Origin of the sequence: Aquabacterium sp. (assembly GCF_016195855.1) — a bacterium.
In the GTDB taxonomy this organism is placed as follows: domain Bacteria; phylum Pseudomonadota; class Gammaproteobacteria; order Burkholderiales; family Burkholderiaceae_C; genus Aquabacterium.
Genome location: NZ_JACPYU010000027.1, coordinates 65,272 through 89,096 on the forward strand (window position 1 = coordinate 65,272; position 23,825 = coordinate 89,096).

General features: G+C 64.3%; 23 protein-coding genes. 6 read left to right on the plus strand and 17 right to left on the minus strand.

The genetic code is table 11. The annotated features are described in order from the left end of the window. Positions 1–54 precede the first annotated feature (54 nt). From HY019_RS20945 to HY019_RS20955, 3 genes are all read right to left on the minus strand, one after another. A complete protein-coding gene (locus HY019_RS20945) occupies positions 55–1,497 on the minus strand; it encodes a carboxypeptidase-like regulatory domain-containing protein (protein WP_290695876.1) in 1,443 nt (480 codons plus the stop codon). Positions 1,498–1,714: 217 nt separating this feature from the next. Then, a complete protein-coding gene (locus HY019_RS20950; protein ID WP_290695878.1) occupies positions 1,715–3,907 on the minus strand; it encodes a hypothetical protein in 2,193 nt (730 codons plus the stop codon). A 188-nt stretch (positions 3,908–4,095) separates the two neighbouring features. After that, positions 4,096–5,682 carry an NAD(P)/FAD-dependent oxidoreductase gene (locus HY019_RS20955; protein ID WP_290695880.1) on the minus strand — a complete coding sequence of 529 codons (1,587 nt, stop codon included), beginning with the start codon at positions 5,680–5,682 and terminating at the stop codon, positions 4,096–4,098. A 304-nt stretch (positions 5,683–5,986) separates the two neighbouring features. Between HY019_RS20955 and HY019_RS20960 the strand changes: the two genes are divergently transcribed. Beyond that, positions 5,987–6,988, plus strand: a complete 1,002-nt coding sequence (locus HY019_RS20960) for an AraC family transcriptional regulator (protein WP_290695882.1) — start codon at positions 5,987–5,989, stop codon at positions 6,986–6,988. A 78-nt stretch (positions 6,989–7,066) separates the two neighbouring features. Next, complete coding sequence (locus tag HY019_RS20965) at positions 7,067–8,407, plus strand: Hsp70 family protein (RefSeq protein ID WP_290695884.1); 1,341 nt, start codon at positions 7,067–7,069, stop codon at positions 8,405–8,407. A gap of 41 nt (positions 8,408–8,448) precedes the next feature. Here HY019_RS20965 and HY019_RS20970 read toward each other — a convergent pair whose 3' ends face one another. Then, complete coding sequence (locus HY019_RS20970) at positions 8,449–8,670, minus strand: 2TM domain-containing protein (protein WP_290695886.1); 222 nt, start codon at positions 8,668–8,670, stop codon at positions 8,449–8,451. Positions 8,671–9,022: 352 nt separating this feature from the next. Here HY019_RS20970 and HY019_RS20975 point away from each other — a divergent pair, with 352 nt between their 5' ends. After that, the gene (locus HY019_RS20975) at positions 9,023–10,693 is read left to right on the plus strand and encodes a hypothetical protein (protein ID WP_290695888.1); all 1,671 of its coding nucleotides are present in this window, start codon (positions 9,023–9,025) and stop codon (positions 10,691–10,693) included. Between the two features lies 1 nt (position 10,694). Here HY019_RS20975 and HY019_RS20980 read toward each other — a convergent pair whose 3' ends face one another. The 5 genes from HY019_RS20980 to HY019_RS21000 all read right to left on the minus strand — a co-directional run bounded on the left by HY019_RS20980 (position 10,695) and on the right by HY019_RS21000 (position 15,511). Continuing rightward, a complete protein-coding gene (locus HY019_RS20980) occupies positions 10,695–11,741 on the minus strand; it encodes a putative solute-binding protein (RefSeq protein ID WP_290695890.1) in 1,047 nt (348 codons plus the stop codon). 123 nt (positions 11,742–11,864) lie between these two features. Continuing rightward, positions 11,865–12,917: a putative solute-binding protein gene (locus tag HY019_RS20985; protein WP_290695892.1), complete on the minus strand. Its 1,053-nt coding sequence runs from the start codon at positions 12,915–12,917 to the stop codon at positions 11,865–11,867. Positions 12,918–13,077: 160 nt separating this feature from the next. Then, positions 13,078–14,235, minus strand: coding sequence for a pyridoxal phosphate-dependent aminotransferase (locus HY019_RS20990; protein WP_290695894.1), 1,158 nt, complete (start codon positions 14,233–14,235; stop codon positions 13,078–13,080). A 73-nt stretch (positions 14,236–14,308) separates the two neighbouring features. Continuing rightward, on the minus strand, positions 14,309–14,998 hold the full coding sequence (gene rpe / locus HY019_RS20995; protein WP_290695896.1) for a ribulose-phosphate 3-epimerase: 690 nt from the start codon (positions 14,996–14,998) through the stop codon (positions 14,309–14,311). Positions 14,999–15,079: 81 nt separating this feature from the next. After that, positions 15,080–15,511 carry a hypothetical protein gene (locus HY019_RS21000; protein ID WP_290695898.1) on the minus strand — a complete coding sequence of 144 codons (432 nt, stop codon included), beginning with the start codon at positions 15,509–15,511 and terminating at the stop codon, positions 15,080–15,082. Positions 15,512–15,580: 69 nt separating this feature from the next. Between HY019_RS21000 and HY019_RS21005 the strand changes: the two genes are divergently transcribed. Both HY019_RS21005 and HY019_RS21010 read left to right on the plus strand, forming a co-directional pair. Then, complete coding sequence (locus HY019_RS21005) at positions 15,581–16,183, plus strand: Crp/Fnr family transcriptional regulator (protein WP_290695900.1); 603 nt, start codon at positions 15,581–15,583, stop codon at positions 16,181–16,183. Positions 16,184–16,235: 52 nt separating this feature from the next. Then, complete coding sequence (locus HY019_RS21010; RefSeq protein WP_290695902.1) at positions 16,236–16,970, plus strand: START domain-containing protein; 735 nt, start codon at positions 16,236–16,238, stop codon at positions 16,968–16,970. Between the two features lie 26 nt (positions 16,971–16,996). On the opposite strand, the gene HY019_RS21015 is transcribed toward HY019_RS21010, so the two are convergent. The 4 genes from HY019_RS21015 to HY019_RS21030 all read right to left on the minus strand — a co-directional run bounded on the left by HY019_RS21015 (position 16,997) and on the right by HY019_RS21030 (position 20,252). Continuing rightward, positions 16,997–17,395 (minus strand): hypothetical protein, encoded by a 399-nt coding sequence (locus HY019_RS21015; protein WP_290695904.1) that lies wholly within the window; start codon positions 17,393–17,395, stop codon positions 16,997–16,999. A 122-nt stretch (positions 17,396–17,517) separates the two neighbouring features. Then, a complete protein-coding gene (locus HY019_RS21020) occupies positions 17,518–18,810 on the minus strand; it encodes a glycerate kinase (RefSeq protein WP_290695906.1) in 1,293 nt (430 codons plus the stop codon). Continuing rightward, the gene (locus tag HY019_RS21025; protein WP_290695908.1) at positions 18,807–19,811 is read right to left on the minus strand and encodes a D-2-hydroxyacid dehydrogenase; all 1,005 of its coding nucleotides are present in this window, start codon (positions 19,809–19,811) and stop codon (positions 18,807–18,809) included. Before HY019_RS21025 ends, HY019_RS21020 begins: the two co-directional genes overlap by 4 nt. A 24-nt stretch (positions 19,812–19,835) precedes the next feature. Further along, positions 19,836–20,252 (minus strand): cupin domain-containing protein, encoded by a 417-nt coding sequence (locus HY019_RS21030; protein ID WP_290695909.1) that lies wholly within the window; start codon positions 20,250–20,252, stop codon positions 19,836–19,838. A 104-nt stretch (positions 20,253–20,356) separates the two neighbouring features. Between HY019_RS21030 and HY019_RS21035 the strand changes: the two genes are divergently transcribed. After that, complete coding sequence (locus HY019_RS21035) at positions 20,357–20,638, plus strand: DUF427 domain-containing protein (protein WP_290695910.1); 282 nt, start codon at positions 20,357–20,359, stop codon at positions 20,636–20,638. 26 nt (positions 20,639–20,664) lie between these two features. Here HY019_RS21035 and HY019_RS21040 read toward each other — a convergent pair whose 3' ends face one another. From HY019_RS21040 to HY019_RS21055, 4 genes are all read right to left on the minus strand, one after another. Continuing rightward, positions 20,665–21,168 carry a hypothetical protein gene (locus tag HY019_RS21040; RefSeq protein ID WP_290695912.1) on the minus strand — a complete coding sequence of 168 codons (504 nt, stop codon included), beginning with the start codon at positions 21,166–21,168 and terminating at the stop codon, positions 20,665–20,667. Between the two features lie 58 nt (positions 21,169–21,226). After that, positions 21,227–21,904 (minus strand): dihydrodipicolinate reductase C-terminal domain-containing protein, encoded by a 678-nt coding sequence (locus HY019_RS21045; RefSeq protein ID WP_290695913.1) that lies wholly within the window; start codon positions 21,902–21,904, stop codon positions 21,227–21,229. Positions 21,905–21,913: 9 nt separating this feature from the next. After that, positions 21,914–22,507: a transglutaminase-like domain-containing protein gene (locus HY019_RS21050; protein WP_290695914.1), complete on the minus strand. Its 594-nt coding sequence runs from the start codon at positions 22,505–22,507 to the stop codon at positions 21,914–21,916. A 65-nt stretch (positions 22,508–22,572) separates the two neighbouring features. Beyond that, a complete protein-coding gene (locus HY019_RS21055) occupies positions 22,573–23,757 on the minus strand; it encodes a DUF4034 domain-containing protein (protein WP_290695915.1) in 1,185 nt (394 codons plus the stop codon). Positions 23,758–23,825: the final 68 nt, after the last annotated feature.

Consider the following 23,825-nt stretch of genomic DNA (forward strand, 5'->3'; position numbering starts at 1 on the left):
AAAGGCTCAGGCTGGCAGTGGGCATGACGCATGCCTGCTGCCAGCCGCTGGCCCTTACTGACGCTGGCCCTGATAGGTACCGCCGCCCGTGAGGCCGGTTTGCGGCAGGTAGGTCCAGGTGCCAGTGAGCGCGCCGGTCTCGCCATTGACGGTGCCGCTGAAGGTGGCAATGCCAGCCTGGCCCTGGGCTGCATTCAAGGACACCGCGCCCGCTGCGCTGACCTGGCCGCTCACGCCGAATGAGCCATTACCCTGTGTGGACACACCCGAGCCGGCAATCATCCCGTTGCTGCCAATTGCCACCGTGAAGTTGCCCTTGTCCAGCCCCGTATAGGTGCCCACATAGGTGCCCTGGTAAGAGGCCAATGCGGCGGCCTGCAGGTCAATGCGCAGGCACGATGGCACAGGGCCGTCCAGCGAAGTGGCCTGCGCCAACACCGCATTGCTGACAGCTGCGGGGGCGTAGCTGACGGCAAGCAGTTGGCTCAGCGCATTGCGCTTGACCTGGATGCTGAACTGGCCCGCCGCATTGGTCATCGCCGTGCTGCTGCCCAGGTAATCCCCGCCTGCACTGACCACAGTCAGGCCCGCGCCCACCGAGGTGCCGCTGAGGTCTTGCACGCAGCCCGTCAGGGTCACGGTGTCATAGGGCTTGTCGGCGTTCCAGGTGCTGAAGTGCGATACCGTCGCTTCGTAGTAAGCCGGGGCACCAGACCCATCCGGCATCAAGGTGGCAACGCCCTCGTCTTGCCAGTAGCCCGTCTGCTCGTTGAAATGGTAGAGCGGCACGGAAGACGGCAGCGCAGCGGCGGCACTGGCCTTGACGGCGGGAATGCGGATCACGGCCGTCTGGCCCGACTTGAGGTTGACCAGGCTGCCATCGGCGTCACGCAGGGTGAACTGGATCGCGCCATACGACTCGATGGGCTGCGTGCCCGATGCCGTTTTCGCCAGGTAGTTGCCAGGCATCAGGCCCAGATCGGCCTTGGGGTTGATGACCGTCAGGCGCGCCGTGACGGTGCCCTTGGGGGCGGCGCCATCGGCCCGAACCAGGGCATCACCACCAAACTCGACAATGGGTTTGACCGAAGTCGGCAGGCTGAAGGCCTGCGCAGAGGCCAGGTTGGCGATGTCCACCTTCATGCCCAGTTTTTGCAGCGTGGCGTTCACACGCACACCGTTGCCGCCTGCAGGGAAGTCCGACACGCCAGTTTGCACCGCGTAACCATCCCGCTCGAACTGCACCACGGTGCGGTTGCCACTCAGGGGCACGCTCAGCTGATAGTTGCCTTTGGCGTCGGTGCTCGCCTGCACGCCGACCGACGTGACCGTCACCCCCTGGACGGGTTGCCCGGCTTCATCCCGAACCAGGCCACGCACCACCGCCTGCTGCTCGACCTGGGTCGACTGGGGCTTCGCGTCATTCGAGCCGCCCCCACCGCCACAGGCAGTCAGGACACATGAGAACAATACCAATGCAGCTGCACGCCATTTCATGGCAGATCCTTCCTGTTGATGTTTATGGGCGCGAGTGTATGCGTTTCCTGCTCACCGCACTTCCCCGGCATGGGGGGAGCACAGTGGCGCAGCCGGTGACGCCGCCATATTTTTATCCGGCGCGCGCCAGAAAATGCAAACAACCCCTGACGGGGCTGTTTGATTAGGGCACGCTGAACAGACTATTGACACCGCCTGCGCAGGAGCCCTTTTCTTGTCATCGGATCACACTGATGTAGAACTCCGACGCGGGATCAGGAACGCCCTCGAGGCGGCTGATCAGGAACAGCCCCTTGCCGTCTGCCCCATGGAAGACAGCGGTGCCGCGCTGACCGTAGGAGCGTCCAGCAACGGCCAAGGGAGCAAGCGAGAACTTGTTCTTGAGTTGCATGAAGTCACTCGTATACAGGTTCAGGTGGTTGTAGCAAGCTGCCGTAGGAATGATCAGACACTGATAGTTGTCTGCTTCAATCAGGGCGATCTCGTTGACCGCGCTGGTCTGGCTCAGCGACATGATCTTCCAGCCATAGGTACCGGTGCTCAAGGGCAATGCGCCTGTGTAGAGCATGTCCTGGGCCGCCGTCGCGGAGGCCTTGAAGGCGTTGCCGCAGGCCGTGTAGATCGTGCCGCCGTCATCGCTCATCCACAGGTTGCCGCACATGGCGTAATCACCGTGGTAGCGCGAATCACCAACATAGCTGGCGGTCCCCTTGTCAAGGTTCCAGCGTGCGATGTCACTCGGCGACAGACCATTGTCAGCCGTGTAGATTGCGCTCACTGCCGTGTTGAGCTTGGCATGTGCACCCGCGTACAACAACCAACCAACCAGGCTCTCGGTATTCGTGTCCACGTCAATGGAGTGCAGGCTCACCCACTGATCGGCGGCCGGCGTGACATGCACATGCCGGTAGCCATCCAGCACCAGATCAAATGCCTTGGTCGACAGGTTCAGCAGCTTGACATTGGGGCTGGCATCGGCGGACAAGGTAGTGAGGTCGACCCAGGTGACCAGTGCATCGTGACCAACCGCAGCCTCCTGACCATTGGGCGACAGGGCCAAGGCAACGGGCAGCTTGTTGAGTGCCAGTGTTTTCTCGGTTCGGGTGGCCGTGTCATAGACATACAGCGCGTTCGCGGGCCAACTCGACACCATGACGATCGCATTCAGCGCCTGGCTATAACGGGCATCCACCACGTTGTGCGTCAAGCCGGTGCGACGGAGCACACTCAAGGCCGCCACCCCAACCTCTTCCACGGGGTCGCTGGTGACCAGGTAACTGGACTGGATCTTGATCGGGCTGTTCTTGACCTCGGCCTTGCAGGCGCTGTCATAGCAGACCTTCAAGGTGATCGTGTCGTTGAGCGTGCCCTCGTACTTGCTTGCCGGCGCGGCGTACTGCACCAGCACGTCCGTTTCCGATGCGGAGATCCTGGAGAGTTGGACCGAATCGATGCCGTTGTTCGTGTGGGACTCCATCACATACAAGGGCTTGTTGGCGGCATCCACGGTAGATACCTTGACGGTCTCCAGGGCGCCCGCGCTCTTGCTGAAGCGCGAGGCGACAACCTGGATGCTGTCCCTGTCCAGCCCCGCTGTGGCTGTGGCATAGCTCACGCCACCGACCGTCGCCGCACGCAGGTTCAGTGTGTACGGGGCCCACACGCCGTAGCCATCGGTCCGTTCGGCGGAACGCCGTGCGCGCACAAGACCGATGTCCGGTGCAAAGTAGTTTTCTTCGGTGAACGTGACCGTGATGGTCTGCAGCGCGCCGGTATTGGGATCCTTGATCGCCGAAGACGTCAGGGTGACGACGGTGACTTCCGTGAAGTGGGCCACTTGCCGAGCCGTGCCAAGCACGTCGATCGTTTCCATGCCGCGGAAGGTCTGGGTGACGCTGCCTTTGAAATTGTCATCGAGGCCATCGTTATCCCAGTCCCGGCCGAGGCTGCCCGCCGCGTTGGCAGTGCGCGGCACGCCAACCGTGTAGCTGCTGGCCGGGTAGGCCATGAAGCTGGGCAGGGCCGTCTTCATGCCCGGGAACATGTCTTCACCACCGAAGGGGTCCAGGATGCTGACACCGCCGGCCGATACGCGGTACACGGTGTCATTGATGGTGTCCTGATCCACCTCACGCAGCGTGGCCTCACCCACCGCATCCGGCCCGGTGATCACCGTGCGCGTGATGGCATTGGTGGTCGTGCTTTCGGACTCGGTGACGTCGTAAACCCACGCATCACCCTGGTGGAGCGGGAAGATGTTGGTGGTGCTCAGGTCCACGGCCTGGCCAGTCTGTGCGGGCTGAGCGGCGCTCTCAGGGGTGCTGCCACCGCCGCCTCCACCGCAAGCCACCAGGCCAGCCATGAGCAAACCGCCCGCGGCAAGCCGCAGGCGCTGGATCATCCTTGTCATTTCTTTCTCCCTGTAATAACTGTGAGATTTTACCGAGCAAGTCGCACCACTCGCTCTCGTTGCCCCTTGTTTGGATGCCCGGCATGGCGGGCCCGGCAGACACCGAGTCCGAAAAACAAAGGCGCCGCGACAAGCGCGGCGCCATATGCCATCAACAGGCCCTCAACAGGCCCCCAACAGAACCGGGATCAGCGCTGGGCCACCCGAGCCATGGCCTGGTCACCTGCCAGCCCACCGATGCCGGCGGCACCCGAGCCCGAGGTCTTGCCCACGCCCTTGGCACCACCGCACTTCACGAAGTTGTAGTCACCTTCGTTGACGTTGCGGGTCTCCATCCAGTAGCGCCAGGTGGACTTGGGCCAGATGGCGAAGTTGATGCCATCCGCAGTCTGGTACCAGCTCTTGCAACCCGAACTCCACACGGTGCCTTGCAACGCCTGGGTCATCTCGCCCAGGAAGCGGGTCATGGCCTGGGGCTTGACGTCGATGTAGTCCACGCCCTTTTCCTTGACCTTCTTCATGCACTGGATGATGTACTCGGCCTGTGCTTCGATCATGAAGATGATGGAGTTGTGGCCCAGGCCGGTGTGCGGGCCGACCAGTTGGTACATGTTCGGGTAGTTGGCCGTGGTGATGCCCAGATAAGACGTGGGGCTGACCTTCCAGTCTTCCTGCACGGTGTGGCCATTGAGGCCACGCATCTCGAAGCTCTTCATGTAGATGCGCGGGTCCACGATGAAGCCGGTGCCCAGGATGATGCAGTCCAGCTTGCGCTCCTTGCCATCGCTGGTGATGATGCCGTCGGGCGTGATCTCGCGGATGCCATCGGTGACCAGCTCCACATTGGGGCGGTTGAAGGTGGGGTACCACTTGTTGGAGATCAGGATGCGCTTGCAACCCAGGGTGTAGTCAGGCGTGAGCTTCTTGACCAGCGCAGGGTCCTTCACCTGGTAGGAAATGAACTTCTTGAGCAGGCCTTCGCCGATGCGGGCCATCCAGGGGTTGAGGATGGGCCACACGCGTGATTCGTTGGTCCAGTACAGGCGCCAGCGGTGCAGGGTACGGGTGAAGGGCAGGGCCTTGAAGGTCCACTTGCGGAAGGCCGAGTAGCTGCGCTCGTCACGAGGGATCACCCAGGCCGGTGTGCGCTGGAACACATGCAACTTGCCCACCTTCGGTGCGATCTCGGGCACGTACTGGATGGCCGAGCCGCCGGTGCCGATGGAGGCCACGTTCTTGCCGGTCAGGTTGTAGCTGTGGTCCCAGTCAGCCGAGTGCATGACCTTGCCCTTGAAGTCCTTCAAGCCCTTGATGTCAGGGATGGCAGGCACGTGCAGCGGGCCGGAGGCCAGCACCCAGTGGCGCGCCATGATGGTCTCGCCGCCCACCGTCTTGATGACCCACTTGCCGATGCCTTCATTGAACACGGCACTGACCACTTCCTGGTTGAAGTGGATGTGCGGGCGCAGGTTGTACTTCTTGACGGTATCCAGGATGTACTGCTGGATCTCGTTCCAGGGGGCGTAACGCTTGGTCCAGTTGGACTTGGTCTCGAACGAGTACGAGTACATGTGCGATTGCACGTCGCATGCGGCACCGGGGTAGTGGTTGTCGCGCCAGGCGCCACCCACTTCGCTCTTCTTCTCCAGGATCAGGAAGTCGTTGATGCCGTTCTTTTGCAGCTGGATGGCCATGCAGATGCCACCGAAGCCGGCACCAGCAATGGCGACCTCAACCTCGCGGACGGGAGAAGAAGAAACGTTTTGATCTGTCATGGCGGCCCTCTGTTGGCGTGTGGGTCTGTGGTTGAACCGCCGAGCTGGCCTGGGGCCAGCGTGTCGGCGGTTTGTCTCCGAACGTGTTGCCATGTTGCGGGGCGGCGTCCGGTTGCGCCATGTTCAACTTCGACGAGAAATTGATCGTTTCGGCCAGCTCGTGTGTCAGAGTGCCCGCCCTTGCGTGCTGCTTGATTCAGGTCAAAAGGGTTTACCCGAGGGGCTTGGCGAAGCCTTGGAGACACCCGCCAGCCTGGTCATGCTAAATTCAGCATGAAATTGATTTTTTCGGCCAACACACCGCATGACCACCCGCTCCATCCTGGGTTTGATCTACATGGTCCAGGGGCTCAAACAGCTGGGCGAAGACCCGGAGCCCGTGCTGCAGCGCCATGGCCTGTCCGGGGACAAGCTGGACCCGACGACCCGCATCGAACGGGCGCGCGAGTTGCGCATCTATGCGGACTGGGCCGAGACCCTGCACGACCCGCTGATCGGCCTGAAGATGGGCGTCTTCTTTGGCCTGGCGGGCTACGGCCCCCTGGTCATGCTGCTGATGACCTGCCCCACGGCCTATGAGGCCATCCAGACCGGCATCCGCTACCAGCGCCTGACTTACCTCTATGGCACCCTGAGGCTGGAGCCCGGCGAGCGCCTGAGCGCCCTCATCCTCGACCCCATGATGATGCCCGCCAAGGCCTTCCGCTTCCGGGTGGATGGCGAGGCCTCGGGCACCTACAAGATGCTGCGCGACATGCAGGCCACCATGGGCCTGAACCTGCGCCCCGAACGGCTGGACATGCCCTACCCCAAGCCACCTGAAGCCCTGGCTTATGAGGAACACTTCGGCTGCCCCGTGCGCTGGGGCGAGCAAGAGGTGCGCTTCTGGCTGCGCAACGAGTACCTGCAGATCAAGCTGCCCACGGCCGACCCCAACGCCCACGCCATGTACCGCACCATGTGCGACCAGCAGCTCAAGCAGCAGGAAGCCAGCAGCGACTCGCTGGCCGACCGCGTGCTCAACCACCTGGGCATGTTCAACGGCCACTTCCCATCGGCGGAAGACGTGGCCAAGTCCTTTGACATGTCCGAGCGCAGCCTGCGCCGCCAGCTCAGCGACGATGGCCGCAGCTTCCGCGACCTGCTGGCCGACGCGCGTTACGCCAAGGCACGCTACCTGCTTAAAAACACCAAGCTGCCGGTTGAGGACATTGCGGCGCAGATCGGTTATGCCGAGTCCGCCGCCTTCATCCATGCGTTTCGGCGCTGGGCCGGCACGACGCCGGGCGAGTTCCGTGACCAATGAGTCCCGTCAACCAGCCCATCAGCCAAGCCCCTACAATCGCGCCCCTGCCTTGCATTACCCTGTGATCGCCCCCTGCCCATGAGCTACTGCGCCATCGACTTCGGCACCTCCAACTCGGCCATTGCCATTGCGCGCGCCGCCACCGACAGCGCGGGCCCCGGCATGCGCCTGGTGCCCCTGGAAGGCGAGCACCTGACCATGCCCACGGCCGTCTTCTACTGCACGGACGCCGACGACCTGCCGCCGGGCACCTGGCGTGGCACCAGCTTTGACGACAACCTGCCGCGCACCTTTGGCCGCGCCGCCGTGCAGGCCTACATCGACGGCTACGAAGGCCGCCTGATGCGCTCCATGAAGAGCATCCTGGGCACGGCGCTGGTTGACCAGACCACCGAGGTGGGCCATGGCTTTGGCGTGAAGTACCTGGACGTCATCACCGGCTACCTGCGCCACCTGCGCACCCAGGCCGAAAAGGCCGGCAGCCAGAACCTGGACAGCGTGGTCATGGGCCGTCCCGTGTTCTTCGTGGACGACGAGCCCGAGCGCGACAAGGCCGCGCAGGCCTCGCTGGAAGCCGCTGCGCGCGCCGTGGGCTTCAAGGACGTGTCCTTCCAGTTCGAACCGATTGCCGCGGCCTTCGACTACGAACAGCACGTCACCAAAGAAGAGCTGGTGCTGGTGGCCGACATCGGCGGCGGCACGTCAGACTTTTCCGTGGTGCGCGTGGGCCCGCAGCGCGCCAAGCGCCTGGACCGTCGCGAAGACATCCTGGCCAACCACGGCGTGCACATCGCCGGTACCGATTTTGACCGCCACATCTCGCTGGCCAGCGTCATGCCGCCCATGGGTTATGGCGGCTTCGGCCCCAGCATCAAGGGCCAGGACCCGCGCCCCGTGCCCAGCCGCGTCTACTTCGACCTGACCACCTGGCACCTGATCAACACGGTGTACCAGCCGCAGCGCGTGGCCGAGCTGCGCGCCATGGCGGACTTCTATGGCGACCCGGTGCAGCACCAGCGCCTGATCAAGGTCGTGCTGGAGCGCCTGGGCCATGCCCTGGTGGGCCGCGCCGAAGCGGCCAAGATCGCCGTCTCGCAAGGCGGCGACACCGACATCGACCTCACCTTGATTGAAAAAGGCCTGCACAGCCCCTTGAGCGCCGCCCAGGTAGGCAAGGCGCTCAACCCCGATCTGGGGCGCATCGTGGCCTGTGCACGCGACACGGTGGCGCAAGCCGGCGTGCAGCTCAGCGACATCAACGCGCTGTACTTCACCGGTGGTTCAACCGGCCTGAAGCTGCTGACCGACCAGCTGGAAGCGGCCTTCCCCGAAGCCAAGGCCGTGCGCGGCGACCGCCTGGCCTCGGTGGCCACCGGCCTGGGCCTGCATGCCGCGCGCCTGTATGGCGGCCAGGCCTGATCCAGCTGTGATCAAGGGCTGACAGGGCGGGCGCCCGCGCGTCAGCGTGCAGTGCGTGTGCGGCCTTTGCCGCCGCGCCCGAACACCAGCCACACCATGCCATGGGCAGCCAGGCCCATGCCCCAACCCCAGGCCACGATGCCTGCCCAGTCGTACTGGCTGCTGGTGGTCGCATTGATGCGCCACAGGCCCGCCATCACCATCACGTACACCATCGCGTGGATCGCGAAACTCAGTTGCAAACCTTTGCTGCCTGCGGCCATGTCTTGTCTCCAAATGCTGTGAACAACGAGCCGCGATCTTGACAAGCCACACCCGGCAAGACTTGCCCGCTTGCGCCACGACTTGACCCCACGCACCGGCTTGTCGGGTTTGATTCCATGTGATGCCCCCGCCATCGCATCTGGTTACAGGATCGTGCGTCGTATCAGGGCAAGCCCGAAGAGGCGATTCGGACAGGCTTGGCCAGAATGGCCCTGGCCATATTTGTGACTTCCATCACGATTTCTTCGGTGCACCGCTTCGAGACAAGAAGGCGCGCTCCTCATGGCACGCCTCACCGGCGTCACGGTGACTTTGTCGTTGCAACCCATACCGATACCGAGGAGACCCTTCATGGCCCTGAGACGCCTTTCGATTGCATCCAGTCTGCTGACCTTGCTGGCCTCCAGCGTGTTGATGACAGGTTGCCAGTACCCTGACGACGACAACGCGTCCACCAGCGCCTCGCCCAGCAGCCTGAACCCCGACAGCGCTGACACCCGCAGCTACATCACCGGTGTACGCAGCACCACCACGCCCGGCGTTGGTGGCGCTGAAGACACCGTGACCTCGGTGCTGAGCCTGGTCGACGACACCACAGGTGCAGAAGTCACCACCGTGGCGCTGGACCCACTCACCAGCGCGAAGGTGGCTCAGGCCTTCACCGTCACCGCTGACGGCTACCAGGCCGGCCGCCAGACCAAGGCCTACTACGTCTACCAGCACAAGCTCTATGAGATCTCGCTGGAGCATGCCGGCAATGTGCTGAGCAAGCCCACGGCGCGCCAGGTATCGAACGAGGCCAATGCATGTGAAGTGCGCGAGGTCGTCGAGCGCGATACCAGCGCCCAGACGAGCTACCTGAGTTACACGACCGGTGGCGCCGACGGCCTGTGCAACACGCCGGCAGACAACGACGTCAGGACAGCCCTGTCCTCCAGCGATGCGAGCACGGCCACGGGCCCGGCCTACATCGACGTGCTGCGCGACAGCACCGGCCTGGTCACCCGCCTTGTGGGCATCGACGCCAACCACAAGCTCGTGGTCATCGATGCCAGCACGCAGACAGCGACCAATGTGGTCAACGGCGCCATCCCGACCTGGACGAGCACCGATGTCAGCGGCGCGACCACGACCCACTTCCATTCCGTCACCCTCTTTGGCAAGGTGGCCGGCACCAAGGACAAGATCTACCTGCGCGTGGGCTCGGACGTTCGCACCCTGGACTGGTCCACCAGCACCCTGTCTGCGACGGCCGTGGCCACGCTCAATATGAGTCAAGCCCCCTTGGTGCACACCGACGAGGACGCCACCTATTACGTGGACGTGATCCCTGGGGTCGTGCCCGCAGCGGCCATTGCCGTCGTGACCCCTGAGCCCCAGGCAGCCGCCGAACTGGTGCTGATGCGCCTCAAGCCCGGGCAGAACGCCGAGAAGCTGGCCAGCCTGGGCCTCACCTCGGTGGACGAGGTGCCGGAAGTTGCCGCCCATGCCATGACCCCCAGTTCGCTGGCCATGGTGATCCGTCGTGACAGCGGCGACACCCTGACCGTCATCGGCAAGGACGGCAGCAAGCGTGATGTGGCCTTGAGCGGCTCGATGGCACGCGTGGGCATCCAGGCCCACTTGGGTGAAGTGCTGGTGATCAGCCAGCAATCGGACACGAGCGTAGACACCTCGGCACTGACCCGACTGGACCTGGGCAACAGTGATCATCTGTCTGCGCTGAGTGCCGCCGCCAGCCTGGTGACGGTCATCAACGGCACCAGCACGACCATCGGTGGTGAAGTGCCCAGCAGCTACCTGCTGTGGAGCGAGAGCGGCACCGTGCGCAGCCACAACCTTGGCGGCAACAACACCTTGACCATCGCCAACAACAGCACGCTGACCGGCTGGAATGGCGGCACCTTGAGCGCCACCGTGTCCAACCTCACCGTGGGCCTGCTGCGTGGCCTCAAGAGCGCCACACCCAACGCCGAGAGCCTGTGGCTGTTCAATGCCGCCAAGGCCGTTGGCGCCAACTGAGTTATTTCCACTCCTCTTCCGACTTGGTCGTGCACTCCTGGTCGGAAGGGTTCACATGGCAGCGGATGCGCTTGATGACGCGCAGGCCGCGCTTGTCGTACAAGCCCTGCTGCGCCAGGTCGATGCGCGCTTCGCGCAGCATCAGCGTGTACTTGACGGCCTCTTCGGGGCCGATGTCCACCCACTGCGCAGGCGGGATGGACGCGTCTCCCGTCTTGACCAGCTGCAGCACGCGGTCGAACTGGGCCAGCCAGTAAGCGCGTGAGGCGTCGCCAAAGCCTTCTGGGAAGCGGCTGCGCCGGAAGATCGACTGGTAGGTCACCACCATGATGGGGAAGCGGTCCACGCCACCCTTGGTGCCCAGGCCCTTATGCAGCTCCAGCGGCTTGTAGGCCAGCGTGGGCACGGCAATCATGTCCACCAGGCCATTGTTGAACTTGGTGTGCAGGTTGCTCACATCGGCCGACACGGGCTGCGCGCCAATGCGCTGGATCATCACCGCCTGCGCCTTGTCATAGTCGAAGGCCGCAATGCGCTTGCCGGCCAGGGCCTCGACCGAGCTCAGCCTGCGGTCGTTGACGAAGGGGTAGGCCGGCCCGATGGGCAGGATGCCACCCACCTCGTAATCGCCCTGCACCATCAGCTTGGTGACCAGGGGCGAGGGCGTGGAATAGGTCTGGATCAGCTTGCGCAGGACCTCGTAGGTGCCCGCCATGTCGATGGTGCCCTTGCGCACGATCGTGGTGGCGCCCAGCGAATCGCTGGAGGCGGCCACCGCGTTGAACTGCCTCGTGCGAAAGGCTGTGGCCATGACGGCATCACACACGCCGGCACGGAAATCTTCAGTGGCCACGGCCTCGCTGGTGTAGGCCTTGAGTTCGAGGTCCACACCCGAGCGCTGCATGGCCACGGCGTAGTCCTTGGACATGCCGTAGGCATCTCCCGAAGTCCCCAGAAAATCAAAAACACACAATTTCTGAGCGGCCATGGAGGACGCCGCCGCCAAGGCCAATGTCGAGGCGGTCAGAAAACGCGCGGGTCGGTGCATATCGGGCTCCCTGTCAAACACGCTGCGCCAAAGGCAGCAAAGGAAGCCCGAATTATTGATGCTCGTTAAATACTGAAGACTCGCCACAAACCCTTTGATGGCGGCGAGCCCACGGCCCAAGGCCTATTTCCAGTCTTCTTCCGACTTGGTGGCGCACTCCGGGTCAGCCGGGTTCACATGGCAGCGAATGCGCTTGATGACCTTGAGGCCGCGCTTGTCATACAGGCCTTGCTGGGCCAGCTGCACCCGCGACTCGCGCAAGAGCAGCGTGTACTTGACCGCGTCCTCGGGCTCGATGTCGATCCAGGCCATGGGCGGGATGGTGGAGTCGGCCGTGCGGATGATCTGCAGCACACGGTCGAACTGGCTCATCCAGAACTCTCGCGATTTTTCGCCAAAGCCTTCAGGGAACTTGTCCCGCTTGAAGACCATCTGGTAGGACACGATCAGCAACGGGAAACGCGTGACCCCGCCCTTGCTGCCCATGCCCTTTTGCAACTCCAGTGGCTTGTAGGCCATGGTGGGCGCGGCCATCATGTCGAGCTGGCCGGCGTTGAACTTGAGGTGGAAGTTCGAGATGTCGGTGGACACCGGCACGGCATGGATGCGCTGGATCATCGCGGCCTGGGCCTTGTCGTAATCGAAGGCCGAGATGCGTTTGCCGGCCAGCGCCTCGATCGAGCTGAGCTTGCGGTCGTTGACGAAGGGGTAGGCCGCACCAGCAGGTGCGATGCCGCCGATTTCATACTCCCCCTGCGTCATCAGCTTGCTCACCTGGGGCGAGGGCGCCGCGTAGGTCTGGATCAGCTTGCGCAGCACTTCGTACGTGGCCCCCATGTCCACCCGGCCGTTGCGCAAGATGGTGGTAGAGCCCAGCGAATCGATGGACGCCGACACCGAGTTGAACTGGCGCGTGCGAAAGGCCGTGGCCACCATGGCGTCGCAGTTGCCCTTGCGGAACTCTTCGGCGGCCAGCGCCTCGTTGTTGAAGCCGCGCAACTCGAAGTCCACGCCATAGCGCTGCATGGCCACGGCGTAGTCCTTGGCCAGGTTGAACATGTCCCCCGAGGCACCCAGGAAGTCGAACACGCAGAACTTCTGGGCGGCGTATGCAGGCTGGGCCAAGGTGGCCAGCACGCAGGCCGCCGAGGCGGCAAAACGAAGAACAGCTTTCATGGCTTGTATGACGTCCCTGACATGACCGGAATCAGGCATTTTCAGGGCATGCGGACATCGCCCCACCCCGATCAGCGCAAGGGATGTAACGGATTGCGTCCCTTTCGGCGATTCATGTCGTGCATCAACCGGCGGCGTCGTCTTGAGGCCACAAAGACCCTCACAGCTTGATCAGCCGCTCCAGCGCCTTCTCCAGTGTGGCCGCTGACTTGGCAAAACAGAAGCGGATCACGCCGTGGTCGTCGCCCTTGGGGTAGAAGGCCGACACGGGGATGGCCGCCACGCCATGCTCGCGCGTGAGGCGCTCCACAAAGGCGCGGTCGCCTTCTTCACTGATGGCGCTGTACTTGACGCACTGGAAGTAGGTGCCCTGGCAAGGCAACAGCTCAAAACGTGAGCCGCCCAGCGCCTGCCTGAAGATGTCGCGCTTGCCCTGGTACAGGGCCTTGAGTTGCTCGTACCAGCCCGGGCGCTTCATGAACTCGGCCAGCGCGTACTGCGAGGGCGCATGCACCGTGAACACGATGAACTGGTGCGCCTTGCGGAACTCGGCCATCAGCTCGCGCGGGGCCAGGCAGTAGGCCACCTTCCAGCCGGTGATGTGATAGGTCTTGCCGAAGCTCGACACCACGAAGCTGCGCTCGGCCAGGCCGGGGTAGCGCAGCACGCTTTCGTGGCGGGCGTTGTCGAACACCATGTGCTCGTAGACCTCGTCGCTGACGATGACGATGTCGGTGCCTTTGACCAGGGCTTCGAGCGCGGCCATGTCATCGGCGGTCCACACCGTGCCGGTGGGGTTGTGCGGCGAGTTGATGATGATCATGCGCGTGCGCGGCGTGATCAGCGCCTGGACCTTGGCCCAGTCAGGCCGGTAGTCGGGCAGGGTCAGGTCGGCGTAGACCACCTTGCCGCCTTGCAGCTCGATGGCCGGCCCATAACTGTCGTACACCGGCGTGAACACGATGACCTCGTCGCCCGGGTGCACCATGGCCGCCACGGCCGTGAAGATGGCCTGCGTGGCCCCGGCGGTGACCGTGATCTCGTCGGCCACGTCGTAGCTCGCGCCGTACAGCGTGTTCACCTTGGCCGCGATCGCCTCGCGCAGCACCGGCACGCCCGTCATGGGAGCGTACTGGTTGTGGCCGGCCTTGGTCGCGTCGTTCAACAAGGCCAGCAGGTCGGCGGGCGCGTCAAAGTCCGGGAAGCCCTGCGACAGGTTGATGGCGCCATGCTGCTGCGCCAAGGCCGACATCACCGTGAAGATGGTGGTGCCGACCTGGGGCAGGCGGGATGAGATGGGGCGGGTAAAGCTGGGCATGATGAGCCAAGCATAGCGGGGATGCCGCCGGGTTTGTATCGAATGGTGATGCCCCGGCGACTGGCGGACTCGATCAAGCGGCCTTGGCCAGTTCCTCGCGCATTGCGTCAATCACCGCCTTGTAGCTGGGCTGACCGAAGATGGCGCTGCCCGCCACGAAGGTGTCCACACCGGCATCGGCCACGCGGCGGATGTTGTCGACCTTGATCCCGCCGTCGATTTCCAGGCGGATGTCGCGGCCGGAGGCGTCAATGAGCTTGCGCACCTTCTCGGCCTTGCGCAGTGCGCTGTCGATGAAGCTCTGGCCACCAAAGCCGGGGTTCACGCTCATCAAGAGCACCACGTCCACCTTGTCGATCACCCACTCCAGCACGTCGATGGGCATGGCGGGGTTGAACACCAGGCCGGCCTGGCAGCCTTCGGCCTTGATCAGCTGCAGCGTGCGGTCCACATGGGCGCTGGCGTCGGGGTGGAAGGTGATGACGTCGGCACCGGACTTGGCAAAGGCCTGGGCCAGGGCGTCAACGGGCTGCACCATCAGGTGCACGTCGATGGGCACCTTGGTGCCGTCGGCCTTGACCGAGTGCTTGCGCAGGGCCTGGCACACCATGGGCCCGAAGGTCAGGTTGGGCACGTAGTGGTTGTCCATCACGTCGAAGTGGATCCAGTCCGCACCCGCGTCGATCACGTTGCGAACCTCCTCGCCCAGGCGGGCAAAGTCGGCGGACAGGATGCTGGGGGCGATGCGGAAGGTGCGCGACATGGAAGGGTGCCTTGTGTCAGTTGGTGGGCAGGGGCCAAGCCGTGATTCTATTGACTCTGCCCCACCAGCGCCCAGAGCGGGTCAGCCCCAGGTCCAGTGCGTGGCCGGATAGAACAGATATTGCACCGCCGCCAAGGCGAACCAGTATGGGATCTCCCAGGTCTCGGCCATGGGCTGGATGCGCTTGATCGCCCCCCAGGCATGCACACCCGTGTTGGCCAGAAAAATCATGATGTTCAGGTTGTAGAGCAGAGGCCACAGCGAGGGGTGATTCACCGCCATCAAGGCGGCGATGGACATCGCACAGGTGACCATGCCCAGCGTGCGCCCGAAGTAAATGGCCAGGTGGTCTTGGGGCGTCGAGGCCCAGCCCAACAGGCGAGCCCAGCGCAGCGGCCACAGCAGCAGCGGCAAACCGAACAGCAGCAAGGCCCCCCAGGCCAGGTACATCAGACAGGGCCCGGCATACGCCCCCCACATGCCCAGCCCGGTTTCCAACATCGCCACGCTCATGCTCATCTCCTCATGTTTTATCGGTGAAAGACGGCATGATCGGCACCGATTGAACAGCTGTCATTAACAATGGATAAGCAGGGTTTGCATTGCGCCGATGTATTGTGCGCACTGGCCGGTCAGGCGGTGACGCTGCCTGCCGATACGCTGGCGCACGTGCGCATCGTGTCGCTGGGCAAAGACGAGGTGCTGTTCGAGATGGGGCAGCCGCATCCCTATCTGTACGTGATCAGGCGCGGCTGCGTGAAGCTGCTCTACCGCACGGCGCAAGGCGATGAGTGGGTGCAGGACTTCATGGCCGAGGGCGCCTTCTTTGGCAGCGTGACAGCCATGTCACCGGGCGGCGTGTGCAGCTATGCCTGCGCCGCCATCGAGCCCTGCGAGCTTGAACGCCTGGACTACGCCTGGATCGAGCAAACCGCCCAGGCTGACCCCCTGTGGCGCACAGCCTTGCTCAACGGCTGGAAGGACTACGCCATCCGCAAAGAATGGCGCGAGCACGATCTGCTCACGCTCAGCCCGGAGGAGCGTTATGCCGCCTTCGTTGCGCGTGATGGCAACCTGGCCCAGCGCGTGCCGCAAAAGGACCTGGCCCGGTATCTGGGGATCACCCCGGTTTCTTTGAGCAGGATTCGACGCAGAAGGGCCGCGCCGACCGACACCCGCGCCTGAACTGGGGAAAACACGCTCAACCCGGCAGGGCAACTCCGGCGTTAATGAGGGCATGACACGCGCACAACGGTTCACCCGTCCTTTTGAGGCGATTTTTCACATCCTGCTGGCTTGCCTGATGCTGGCGCCCCTGTTGACGCCCTTTTCGGCGCGGGCAGACCAGAGCGTGTGGACGCTGGACGGCGACAGCAATGGCATTGCCATCTACACCCGCCAGCTGCCGGGCAACCCGCTCAAGGACTTCAAGGGCGTGATGGAGATCAACGCGCCCATCAAGCAGGTGGTGGCCACGCTGGCCGATGTCTCCACCATGCACGAGTGGTTCTTTCTGCTGCGCGAGGCACGCTTCCTTCAGGGGCAAGGCCCCAATGATGCCTACGTGTACATGGCCATCAACGGCATCTGGCCGGTGCGCTCACGCGATGTGGTGGCCCATGTGAAGGTCAGGCAAGACCCCGACACCCTGGCCATCTATGTGGACGTTGAAAGCAAGGATGGCATCTTGCCGCCTCAGGCCGAGCACGTGCGCATGCCCAACCTGAAGTCCTCGTGGACGCTGCGGCCCTTGTCGGCCACGCGCACGGCCGTCGAGCTGGAAGGCCATGGCGACCCGGGTGGCGCGATCCCCATGGGCCTGGCCAACATGGTCGTGACGACCATACCGCGCCAGTCCATGGACAAGATGCGCCAGTACGTGATGAAGTCCAACTACGTGGACCCTGAAAAGCTCTACGCCCAGAGCCCGCCGCTGCGCCAGTTGGGCAGGCGCCTGGTGTTCCCGTCCTGACGCGTCCTTCCTGACGCGGGCCAGCTTCAGAACAGCACGTGTCGCGCCGTGCCGTGCAGGCGGTTCACGGTGTAGTGGTCCAGCTGACCATGGTTGAACACGGGCACCACCGAGAAGCGGTGCACCGTCAGGATGCCTTCGGTGCTGACCTGCCCGATCTCGCCAGACTGCAGATTGACCCTGGGGATCAAGAGGCTGAACGAGGTGGAGCCTGAATCCACCGTGAGCAACAGGGTGACGCTCACCAGCGTACCCAGGTCGCACGCCGTGCTGCGGATCTGGTCGCCAATGAAGTTCTGGTTGTGCTGGCTGTCGTGGTACTGCAGATGCGGACGGCCATCAATGCCACTGGTGGCATAAGTGATTTGCAAGCCGGAGCCGGCCAGTTGATACAGCGTCGGGTGGACATAGGGTTGAGCGGTCATGGCAGGCCTCCAATCGGGCACGAGTCAATGGAGACTGCAATGTGTGCCGATGCCGGTGCGGCCGGTATCCCTAGGATCGGATGAATCCTAGGGAGGCCGGCCGCTCGCCTTACCTGCTCGCCTCAGCTGATCAACACGGCGCGGAAATCGTTCACATTGGTGAACGTGGGCCCGGGCATCAGGCAGTCACCCAAGGCCTCGAAAAAACGGCCCGAATCATGGGCATGCAGCATGGCGCGGGCATCCAGGCCCCGAGCTTGTGCACGCGTCAAGGTGTCGGGTGTGATGACGGCCCCTGCGGCCTCGCTGTGGCCATCGATGCCATCGGTGTCCGCAGCCAGCATCCACACGCCAGGCTCGCCTTGCAAGGCCAGGGCGGCACTGAGCATCAGCTCTGAACACCGCCCGCCGCTGCCGGTTTGCTGCGCGATGGCATCCAGCGTGACCGTGGTCTCGCCACCCGAGAGCAACACGCAAGGCGGCTTGAAGGGCTGTTGATGGCGGGCCACCTGCAGGCCCAAGGCGGCGTGCAGGTGGCCCACATCGCGGGCCTCGCCTTCCATGCGGTCGCTCAGGATGTGGGCTTGCAAGCCGGCTTCCCGGGCGGCCTGTGCGGCAGCCTCCAGCATGTCCTGCGGCGTGGCGATCAGGCGGGCGCTGTGCTGCGCAAACACCGGGTCGCCGGGCTTGGGCGTTTCCAGCTCGCCGCGCCGCAACTGCTGGATGAGGGCAGCGGGCAAGGCCAGCCCGTAGCGGTCGATCACGGCCAGGGCATCGGCACAGGTGGTTGGGTCGGGCACGGTGGGGCCGCTGGCGATGTCTTCCAGGCGGTCGCCGGGCACGTCGGAGATGGCCAGGGTCAGCATGGGTGCGGGCCCGCACAGGCCGGCCAGACGCCCACCCTTGATGGCAGACAGGTGGCGGCGCACCGTGTTGACCTCGGTGATGGACGCGCCACAACGCAAGAGCTGGCGGTGCAGATCCTGCTCGTCGAACAGGGCCCAGCCCGGCAAGGGCAGCGTGAGCAGGGCCGAGCCACCACCGGACATCAAGGCGATGACGAGGTCATCGGCCGTGAGGCCTTGCAGCGCGGCCACGATGGCATGGGTGGCATGCAGGCCCGCCTCGTCGGGCACTGGGTGGGCAGCCTCCAGCACGGTGATGCGCGGGGGCGCCTGCCCCGGTGCCCATGGCGGCACATGGCCATAACGCGTGACCACGGTGCCGCTCAAGGGCCGGTCTGCAGGCCAGGCGGCATCGAGCGCGCGGGCCATGGCGCCGCTGGCCTTGCCCGCACCGATCACCACCGTGCGGCCTTGGGGCGGCGCAGGCAGGTGCGCCGGCAGCACCACAGCCGGGTGGGCGCGGGCCACGGCCACGCTGTAGAGATGGCGCAGCAACTCGGGCGGCGTCATGCGGCACCCGGTGGGCTGGTGGGGGCCAACGAGACCCGCTCACGCAGGTGCTGCGCCACCTGCTCGGCCAGGCGCGATGCCAGGCGTTGCTGTGCCTGCTCGCTGGCCCAGGCCACATGCGGTGTCAGCAGCAGGTTGGGGATGCCCGGTGCCAGCAACGGGTGATCAGGCGGTGGGGGCTCCACCTCCAGCACGTCCATGGCGGCACCGGCCAGGCGCTGTGCGCGCAACGCCGCGACCAGGGCATGCGGGTCCACCAGGGCGCCGCGGCCGGTGTTGATCAGCACGGCATCGGGCTTCATCAAGGCCAGGCGCCGGGCGTCAATCAGGCCGCGCGTATCCGGGATGAGCGGCACATGCAGGCTGACGGCATCGCACTGCGCCAGCAGATCGTCCAACGGGCGCTCGTCATCAGCTGCCTCACGCCCCGGGCGCTGCGCAAACAGCACGCGCATGCCCAGGCCTTGCGCCAGCCGTGCCGTGGCCTGCCCGATGCGCCCGCGCCCCACGATGCCCAGCGTCGAGCCCCCCACGGGCTGGATGCGCGGCCCGTGCCAGCAAAAATGCGGCGAGGCCGACCAGCGCCCGTCAATGGCGGCGCGGCTGTACTCGGCCAGGTGCCGGCGCAGCGCCAGCAGCGTGGCCATCACGTGCTCGGCCACCGAATCGCTGCCATAGTCGGGCACGTTGTGCACGGTGATGCCCAGGCTGCGCGCGGCCTGCAGGTCCACGTTGTCCATGCCTGCCGCGGCGATGCAGATGCGTTGGAGCTGCGGCGCCTGCGCCAGCAACTCGGCACCCAGGCGCACCTTGTTGGTCACCACCACCTCGGCCTGGGCGATGCGCGCGGCCACCTCGGCTGGGGCGGTGCGTTCATGAGCCTGGTAGGCCAGGTGGGCCAGCAAGCTCGCGTCGAGATGTTGCGCGAACGGCAGGCCGCAAGGCAAGGTACCGGCGTCCAGGAAGACGACCTGGCAGGCAAAAGGGTGAGGACGGTGCACGTCAGGGCGCTCCCAGGCAGGTGATCACTTCGTGTAGTCGTACAAAGGCTGGCCCTTGTCGACCACGTGCACCGTGAACAGCTTGAGCGGCACCTCACCCACCACCTTGAAGCCCCCGTGCCGGATGTCGCGCAGGTTGAGCAAAGTCGTGCCGGCCGCGAGCGTGGCGGGGTCCTTGCCTGGCACCTGGATCGAGGCGCCCTGCAGCACATAGGCCACCTCCACGCCGTGATGGACGTGGCGCTCGATGCTGTCGCCCACCTTGTACTCGGCGGTGGAGGCAATCACCTCCATGCCTGGTGCGCCAGACAGGTCTGCACGCTTGAGCTCGACACGCTGGGGCGAGTCCGTGAAGGTCTGCGCGACCAGGGCCGTGGCAAAACCCAGGCCGAACACGGCGGCCACCTTGAGGAGCCTGGAAAGGCGTGCAGTCGATGTCATGGCGTCATCCTGTGTGAGTGAAGTTGAAGCGTATTTCACCATGGCCATGCCTGCGCTGTGGTGCGATGATTCGGCATCGACCCCAGCAACAAAGAGGACCCCGCATGAAAGCGATCTGGAACGGCGTGACCGTGGCCGAGAGCGATGACATCGTCACCGTGGAAGGCAACCACTACTTCCCCGAGCATTCGCTCAACAAGGTCTACACCACCTTCAGCAACCACCGCACCAGCTGCATCTGGAAGGGGCAGGCCCACTACATGAGCCTGCTGGCCAATGGCGACATGAAGCCAGATGCCGTCTGGTACTACCCCGAGCCCACCGAGGCGGCGCAAGAGATCAAGGGCCGCGTGGCCTTTGGGCAGGGTGTGCAGATCGTGGAGTGAGCGAGGGTGCGCCAGTGGCCGCGCGCTCAGCCCTCGTTGGAGCGAGGGCACTTGGGGATGATTTCAGCCTGGACGAAGGCATTGAAGTCGTCCGAGAAGCTGTCCTTCTCGGTGGCCCAGAAGGTCCTGAAGTACAGGTAGCTGGAGAACTGCTTGGTCATGGACCGGACGATCGAGTCCCAGAACGGCTCGGGCAGAACGCGCCACACAAAGGCGAAGCGCGCATGCCGGTAACGGTAGGCTTCTTCGAACAGGTTGATGTAGGCCACGGCAATGTAGTGGGCCTTGGTCCGGGCAGGCAGGTCACGGGTGTAGGCCGTTTTCAGGGTGGCATGCTCCTGCACCACATCGGCCAGCTTGAACAGCAGCGCTTGCCAACGCGCGTACAGCTGATTGCAGACCGTGACCCGCATGGACAGCAAGGCTGCGAAGATCCCGATCAAGCTGATCAGGCTGATGACGCTGATCACCAGCTTCACCAGCTCGAGCTTGTCCTTGTCAATCACCAACGGGCCAAAGACTTCGCACATGGGGCCTCCTGCCGATGGCCGCATTGCAATCGAAATCAGGTGCGCCGGCTATCCCTAGTTACAACCAATCGTTCTCGATGAACTCGGTGACCTTGTAGAGCCGGTTCTCCAGGCGGTGCGCGCCAATGGCGTCCACGATGTGGGCCAGCCCCTGGGCATACGGCGCGGGGCCGAACACACGCGTCTCCAGCGTCATGCTGCTGAGGCCGTCTTCGATCACCAGGCGGTGGAAGGCATGCCGGCTCAGGTGCTCGGCGGGGATGTGCAGGTGGTCTTGCTGCTCGGCGGGGTCCCGCACCGAGACGATGTCATCGCGCTGCAAGCCCACGGCCTCGGCCAGCTCCACGGCGGTGCCGGGCGTGGACGACTTGCCCGCCTGGTGTGACTCGGTGAGCTGGCGCGTGTAGCCCGCCAACCGCGGCCCATGGCTGGCCAGCATCGCCATGACCTTGAGCATGAGGATATTGGTGTTGGGGCACAGCACCACCGGGAAACCCAGCGCGCGCTGCTCGATGCCGGTGCCCGTGGCCAGCTCCACCAGGGTGGACTGCGTCTGCATGCAGTAGCTGATGGCCGCATCCAGCTCACGCCCCGAGCCGGCATGCACCAGCACCGCCCCGGTGTGCAAGGCCCCGCCCAGCTCGGCCCAAGGCAGCACCTGGTGCGTGCCCTGGTGCGCGAAGAAGCCCAACAACTCCTGTGCCAGCTTGCCGGCGCCCACAATGATGATCACCATGTGCGCCCCTCAAGCGGCCGAAGCGGCCAGCAAAGGCACATCCGGCAGGTGGCGCAAGACCTGGCCCACATCGTCATACGCCAGCAGCGCTTGCACCACCACCGGCAGGGGCTCGGCCCAGATCTCGGGCAGGTCGCGCTCCATCGGGTCTTGCAGGGCAAAGGCCAGCGCCTCTTGCGGGGGCGTGAACTGGGCGTTGACGCCGGGCTTATTGCCCCGCGCATCCACGCGGTACCAACCGATATCGGGCAGGTAGACGGCATTGAGCCCGTGCAGGCAATACGGCGCGCCCTTGTCGCCCACCGACAGGCGCTGGTAGCACAGCCCTGTGGGGATGCCATGGGCCCGCAGCAGCGCGGCCAGCAGGTGGCTCTTGGCGTAGCAATAGCCCGTGCGGTGCAGCAGCACGTCCGAGGCCTTGCAGGTCACGGGGTTGAGCTGGAAGTCTGCGCTGTGCCGGATCTCGTCGCGCACGAACTCGAAGCAGCGTTTGACCAAAGCCAGTGGCGAGCCCTCAAGCCCTTCAGCCAGGGCCGCAGCCTGGGCGGCCACGGCGGGGTGATCAAAGTCGATGTAGGTGCTGGGGGCGAGGTAGGGTTGCATGGCGCCATGCTAAGCCACCAGGGCCGCCCGCTCGCAACAGGAGGTCAGCCAGGGCCATTCCATACTCAGGGCGTGGCAGCGGCGGTCTTGCGCAAGGCCTTCAAGCTCGCCAGGTTGGCGATGGCGGTCTCGTTCCTCTGATCGGCGGCGCGCCGGAAAAACAGTTCGGCCCGTTCGTAGTCCTTGGCCACATGCTTGCCGGTCATGTACCACCAGCCAACGCGATTTTGCGCAAAACTGTTGCCCAGCTCTGCGGCAGCCATATAGTCCTTGAACGCCTTCTCATCGTTCTTGAACTGGCTCTCATACATCCCACCGCGCTTGTTGTAGCCAAACGGGTATTGCGGATGCGCTTTGACCAGCGCGTCGAAGCGCTGAAAGGCCAGGTCCATCAAGCTGCCATCCTGGGCTGACTGGCCCGATTGCAACAGCCTGCGTGGCTCGCGCTCGATCTCATACGCCTTGAAGTATTCGTCAGAGGCTCGCTTGTAGTCTCGCTCCAGCTGCGCGGCCTCGGCCACGTAGGCATGGTGCCTGGCCTCGATCCGCTCCTTGTTCTTCTTGCTCATGGCGGACTGGTTGCACTCCTTGGCAAAGCTCTCCAGCAAATCAACACTGCCACCCCATTTCGGGGTCAGCATGATTTGATATTCCATCCGTGGTCCATATGCCTGCGGGTCGATCTTCAAAGCCTTGTCTAGCAGCCGCCTGGCGTCATCCAGGTTGGCCCCCTGCCCTCTGTAAACCATGATGAGCGCCGTGTAGCTCCATACGGGCCGGGCATACAACTTGATCGACGCATTGAGGTCGGCGGTAGCCTGGTTCAGCCCATCGGTGAACCCCTTGAGCTGGTTGTCCGTTGTCTTGTCGACAAACCTGTCACCGCGCAGCCGCCATGCAGCAGCGACCCGATACAGCCCTCTGGCCAGACGCGCCGGGTATGAGGCCGGGTAGGCATTCACCCACACGTCAAGCCTGTCCTCCAGCCCTGGCGTGCTGGCCAACGCGGCGAACTTCGGTGCGAGGTCGTCTTCCGACGCCGTTCCTGCCAGGTAGGCGCTCAGCAAGGGCGCGTAGTCCTTCTCCAGCTCGGCATATTGCTCGGCGGCCAGTTTGACGTGCGGGTCAAGCGCTGGGCCTGGCTCAGCCCGCCCGTTGGCCTGGCCTGGCGCGCCTTGCATCGCTTGGGCCATGGAGGGGCTGGCCGACAACATGGCCAGAACGAAAATGAAGCCCTTGGTGAGGTGCACGCTGTTTCCCTTTTTTATGCCTGCGTCTGTTCAACTGTACCCAATACATTGGGGTGTTTTACTCGGCG

Coding starts and splice junctions, on each gene's coding strand:
- HY019_RS21030 (WP_290695909.1), bottom strand. CDS start 20,252: ATGACATCGACTGCACGCCTTTCCAGGCTCCTCAAGGTGGCCGCCGTG.
- HY019_RS20960 (WP_290695882.1), top strand. CDS start 5,987: ATGACCACCCGCTCCATCCTGGGTTTGATCTACATGGTCCAGGGGCTC.
- HY019_RS21015 (WP_290695904.1), bottom strand. CDS start 17,395: ATGACCGCTCAACCCTATGTCCACCCGACGCTGTATCAACTGGCCGGC.
- HY019_RS20980 (WP_290695890.1), bottom strand. CDS start 11,741: ATGCACCGACCCGCGCGTTTTCTGACCGCCTCGACATTGGCCTTGGCG.
- HY019_RS20965 (WP_290695884.1), top strand. CDS start 7,067: ATGAGCTACTGCGCCATCGACTTCGGCACCTCCAACTCGGCCATTGCC.
- HY019_RS20945 (WP_290695876.1), bottom strand. CDS start 1,497: ATGAAATGGCGTGCAGCTGCATTGGTATTGTTCTCATGTGTCCTGACT.
- HY019_RS20985 (WP_290695892.1), bottom strand. CDS start 12,917: ATGAAAGCTGTTCTTCGTTTTGCCGCCTCGGCGGCCTGCGTGCTGGCC.
- HY019_RS21045 (WP_290695913.1), bottom strand. CDS start 21,904: ATGGTGATCATCATTGTGGGCGCCGGCAAGCTGGCACAGGAGTTGTTG.
- HY019_RS21040 (WP_290695912.1), bottom strand. CDS start 21,168: ATGTGCGAAGTCTTTGGCCCGTTGGTGATTGACAAGGACAAGCTCGAG.
- HY019_RS21020 (WP_290695906.1), bottom strand. CDS start 18,810: ATGACGCCGCCCGAGTTGCTGCGCCATCTCTACAGCGTGGCCGTGGCC.
- HY019_RS20950 (WP_290695878.1), bottom strand. CDS start 3,907: ATGACAAGGATGATCCAGCGCCTGCGGCTTGCCGCGGGCGGTTTGCTC.
- HY019_RS20955 (WP_290695880.1), bottom strand. CDS start 5,682: ATGACAGATCAAAACGTTTCTTCTTCTCCCGTCCGCGAGGTTGAGGTC.
- HY019_RS21000 (WP_290695898.1), bottom strand. CDS start 15,511: ATGAGCGTGGCGATGTTGGAAACCGGGCTGGGCATGTGGGGGGCGTAT.
- HY019_RS21035 (WP_290695910.1), top strand. CDS start 20,357: ATGAAAGCGATCTGGAACGGCGTGACCGTGGCCGAGAGCGATGACATC.
- HY019_RS20990 (WP_290695894.1), bottom strand. CDS start 14,235: ATGCCCAGCTTTACCCGCCCCATCTCATCCCGCCTGCCCCAGGTCGGC.
- HY019_RS21010 (WP_290695902.1), top strand. CDS start 16,236: ATGACACGCGCACAACGGTTCACCCGTCCTTTTGAGGCGATTTTTCAC.
- HY019_RS21050 (WP_290695914.1), bottom strand. CDS start 22,507: ATGCAACCCTACCTCGCCCCCAGCACCTACATCGACTTTGATCACCCC.
- HY019_RS20970 (WP_290695886.1), bottom strand. CDS start 8,670: ATGGCCGCAGGCAGCAAAGGTTTGCAACTGAGTTTCGCGATCCACGCG.
- HY019_RS21005 (WP_290695900.1), top strand. CDS start 15,581: ATGGATAAGCAGGGTTTGCATTGCGCCGATGTATTGTGCGCACTGGCC.
- rpe (WP_290695896.1), bottom strand. CDS start 14,998: ATGTCGCGCACCTTCCGCATCGCCCCCAGCATCCTGTCCGCCGACTTT.
- HY019_RS20975 (WP_290695888.1), top strand. CDS start 9,023: ATGGCCCTGAGACGCCTTTCGATTGCATCCAGTCTGCTGACCTTGCTG.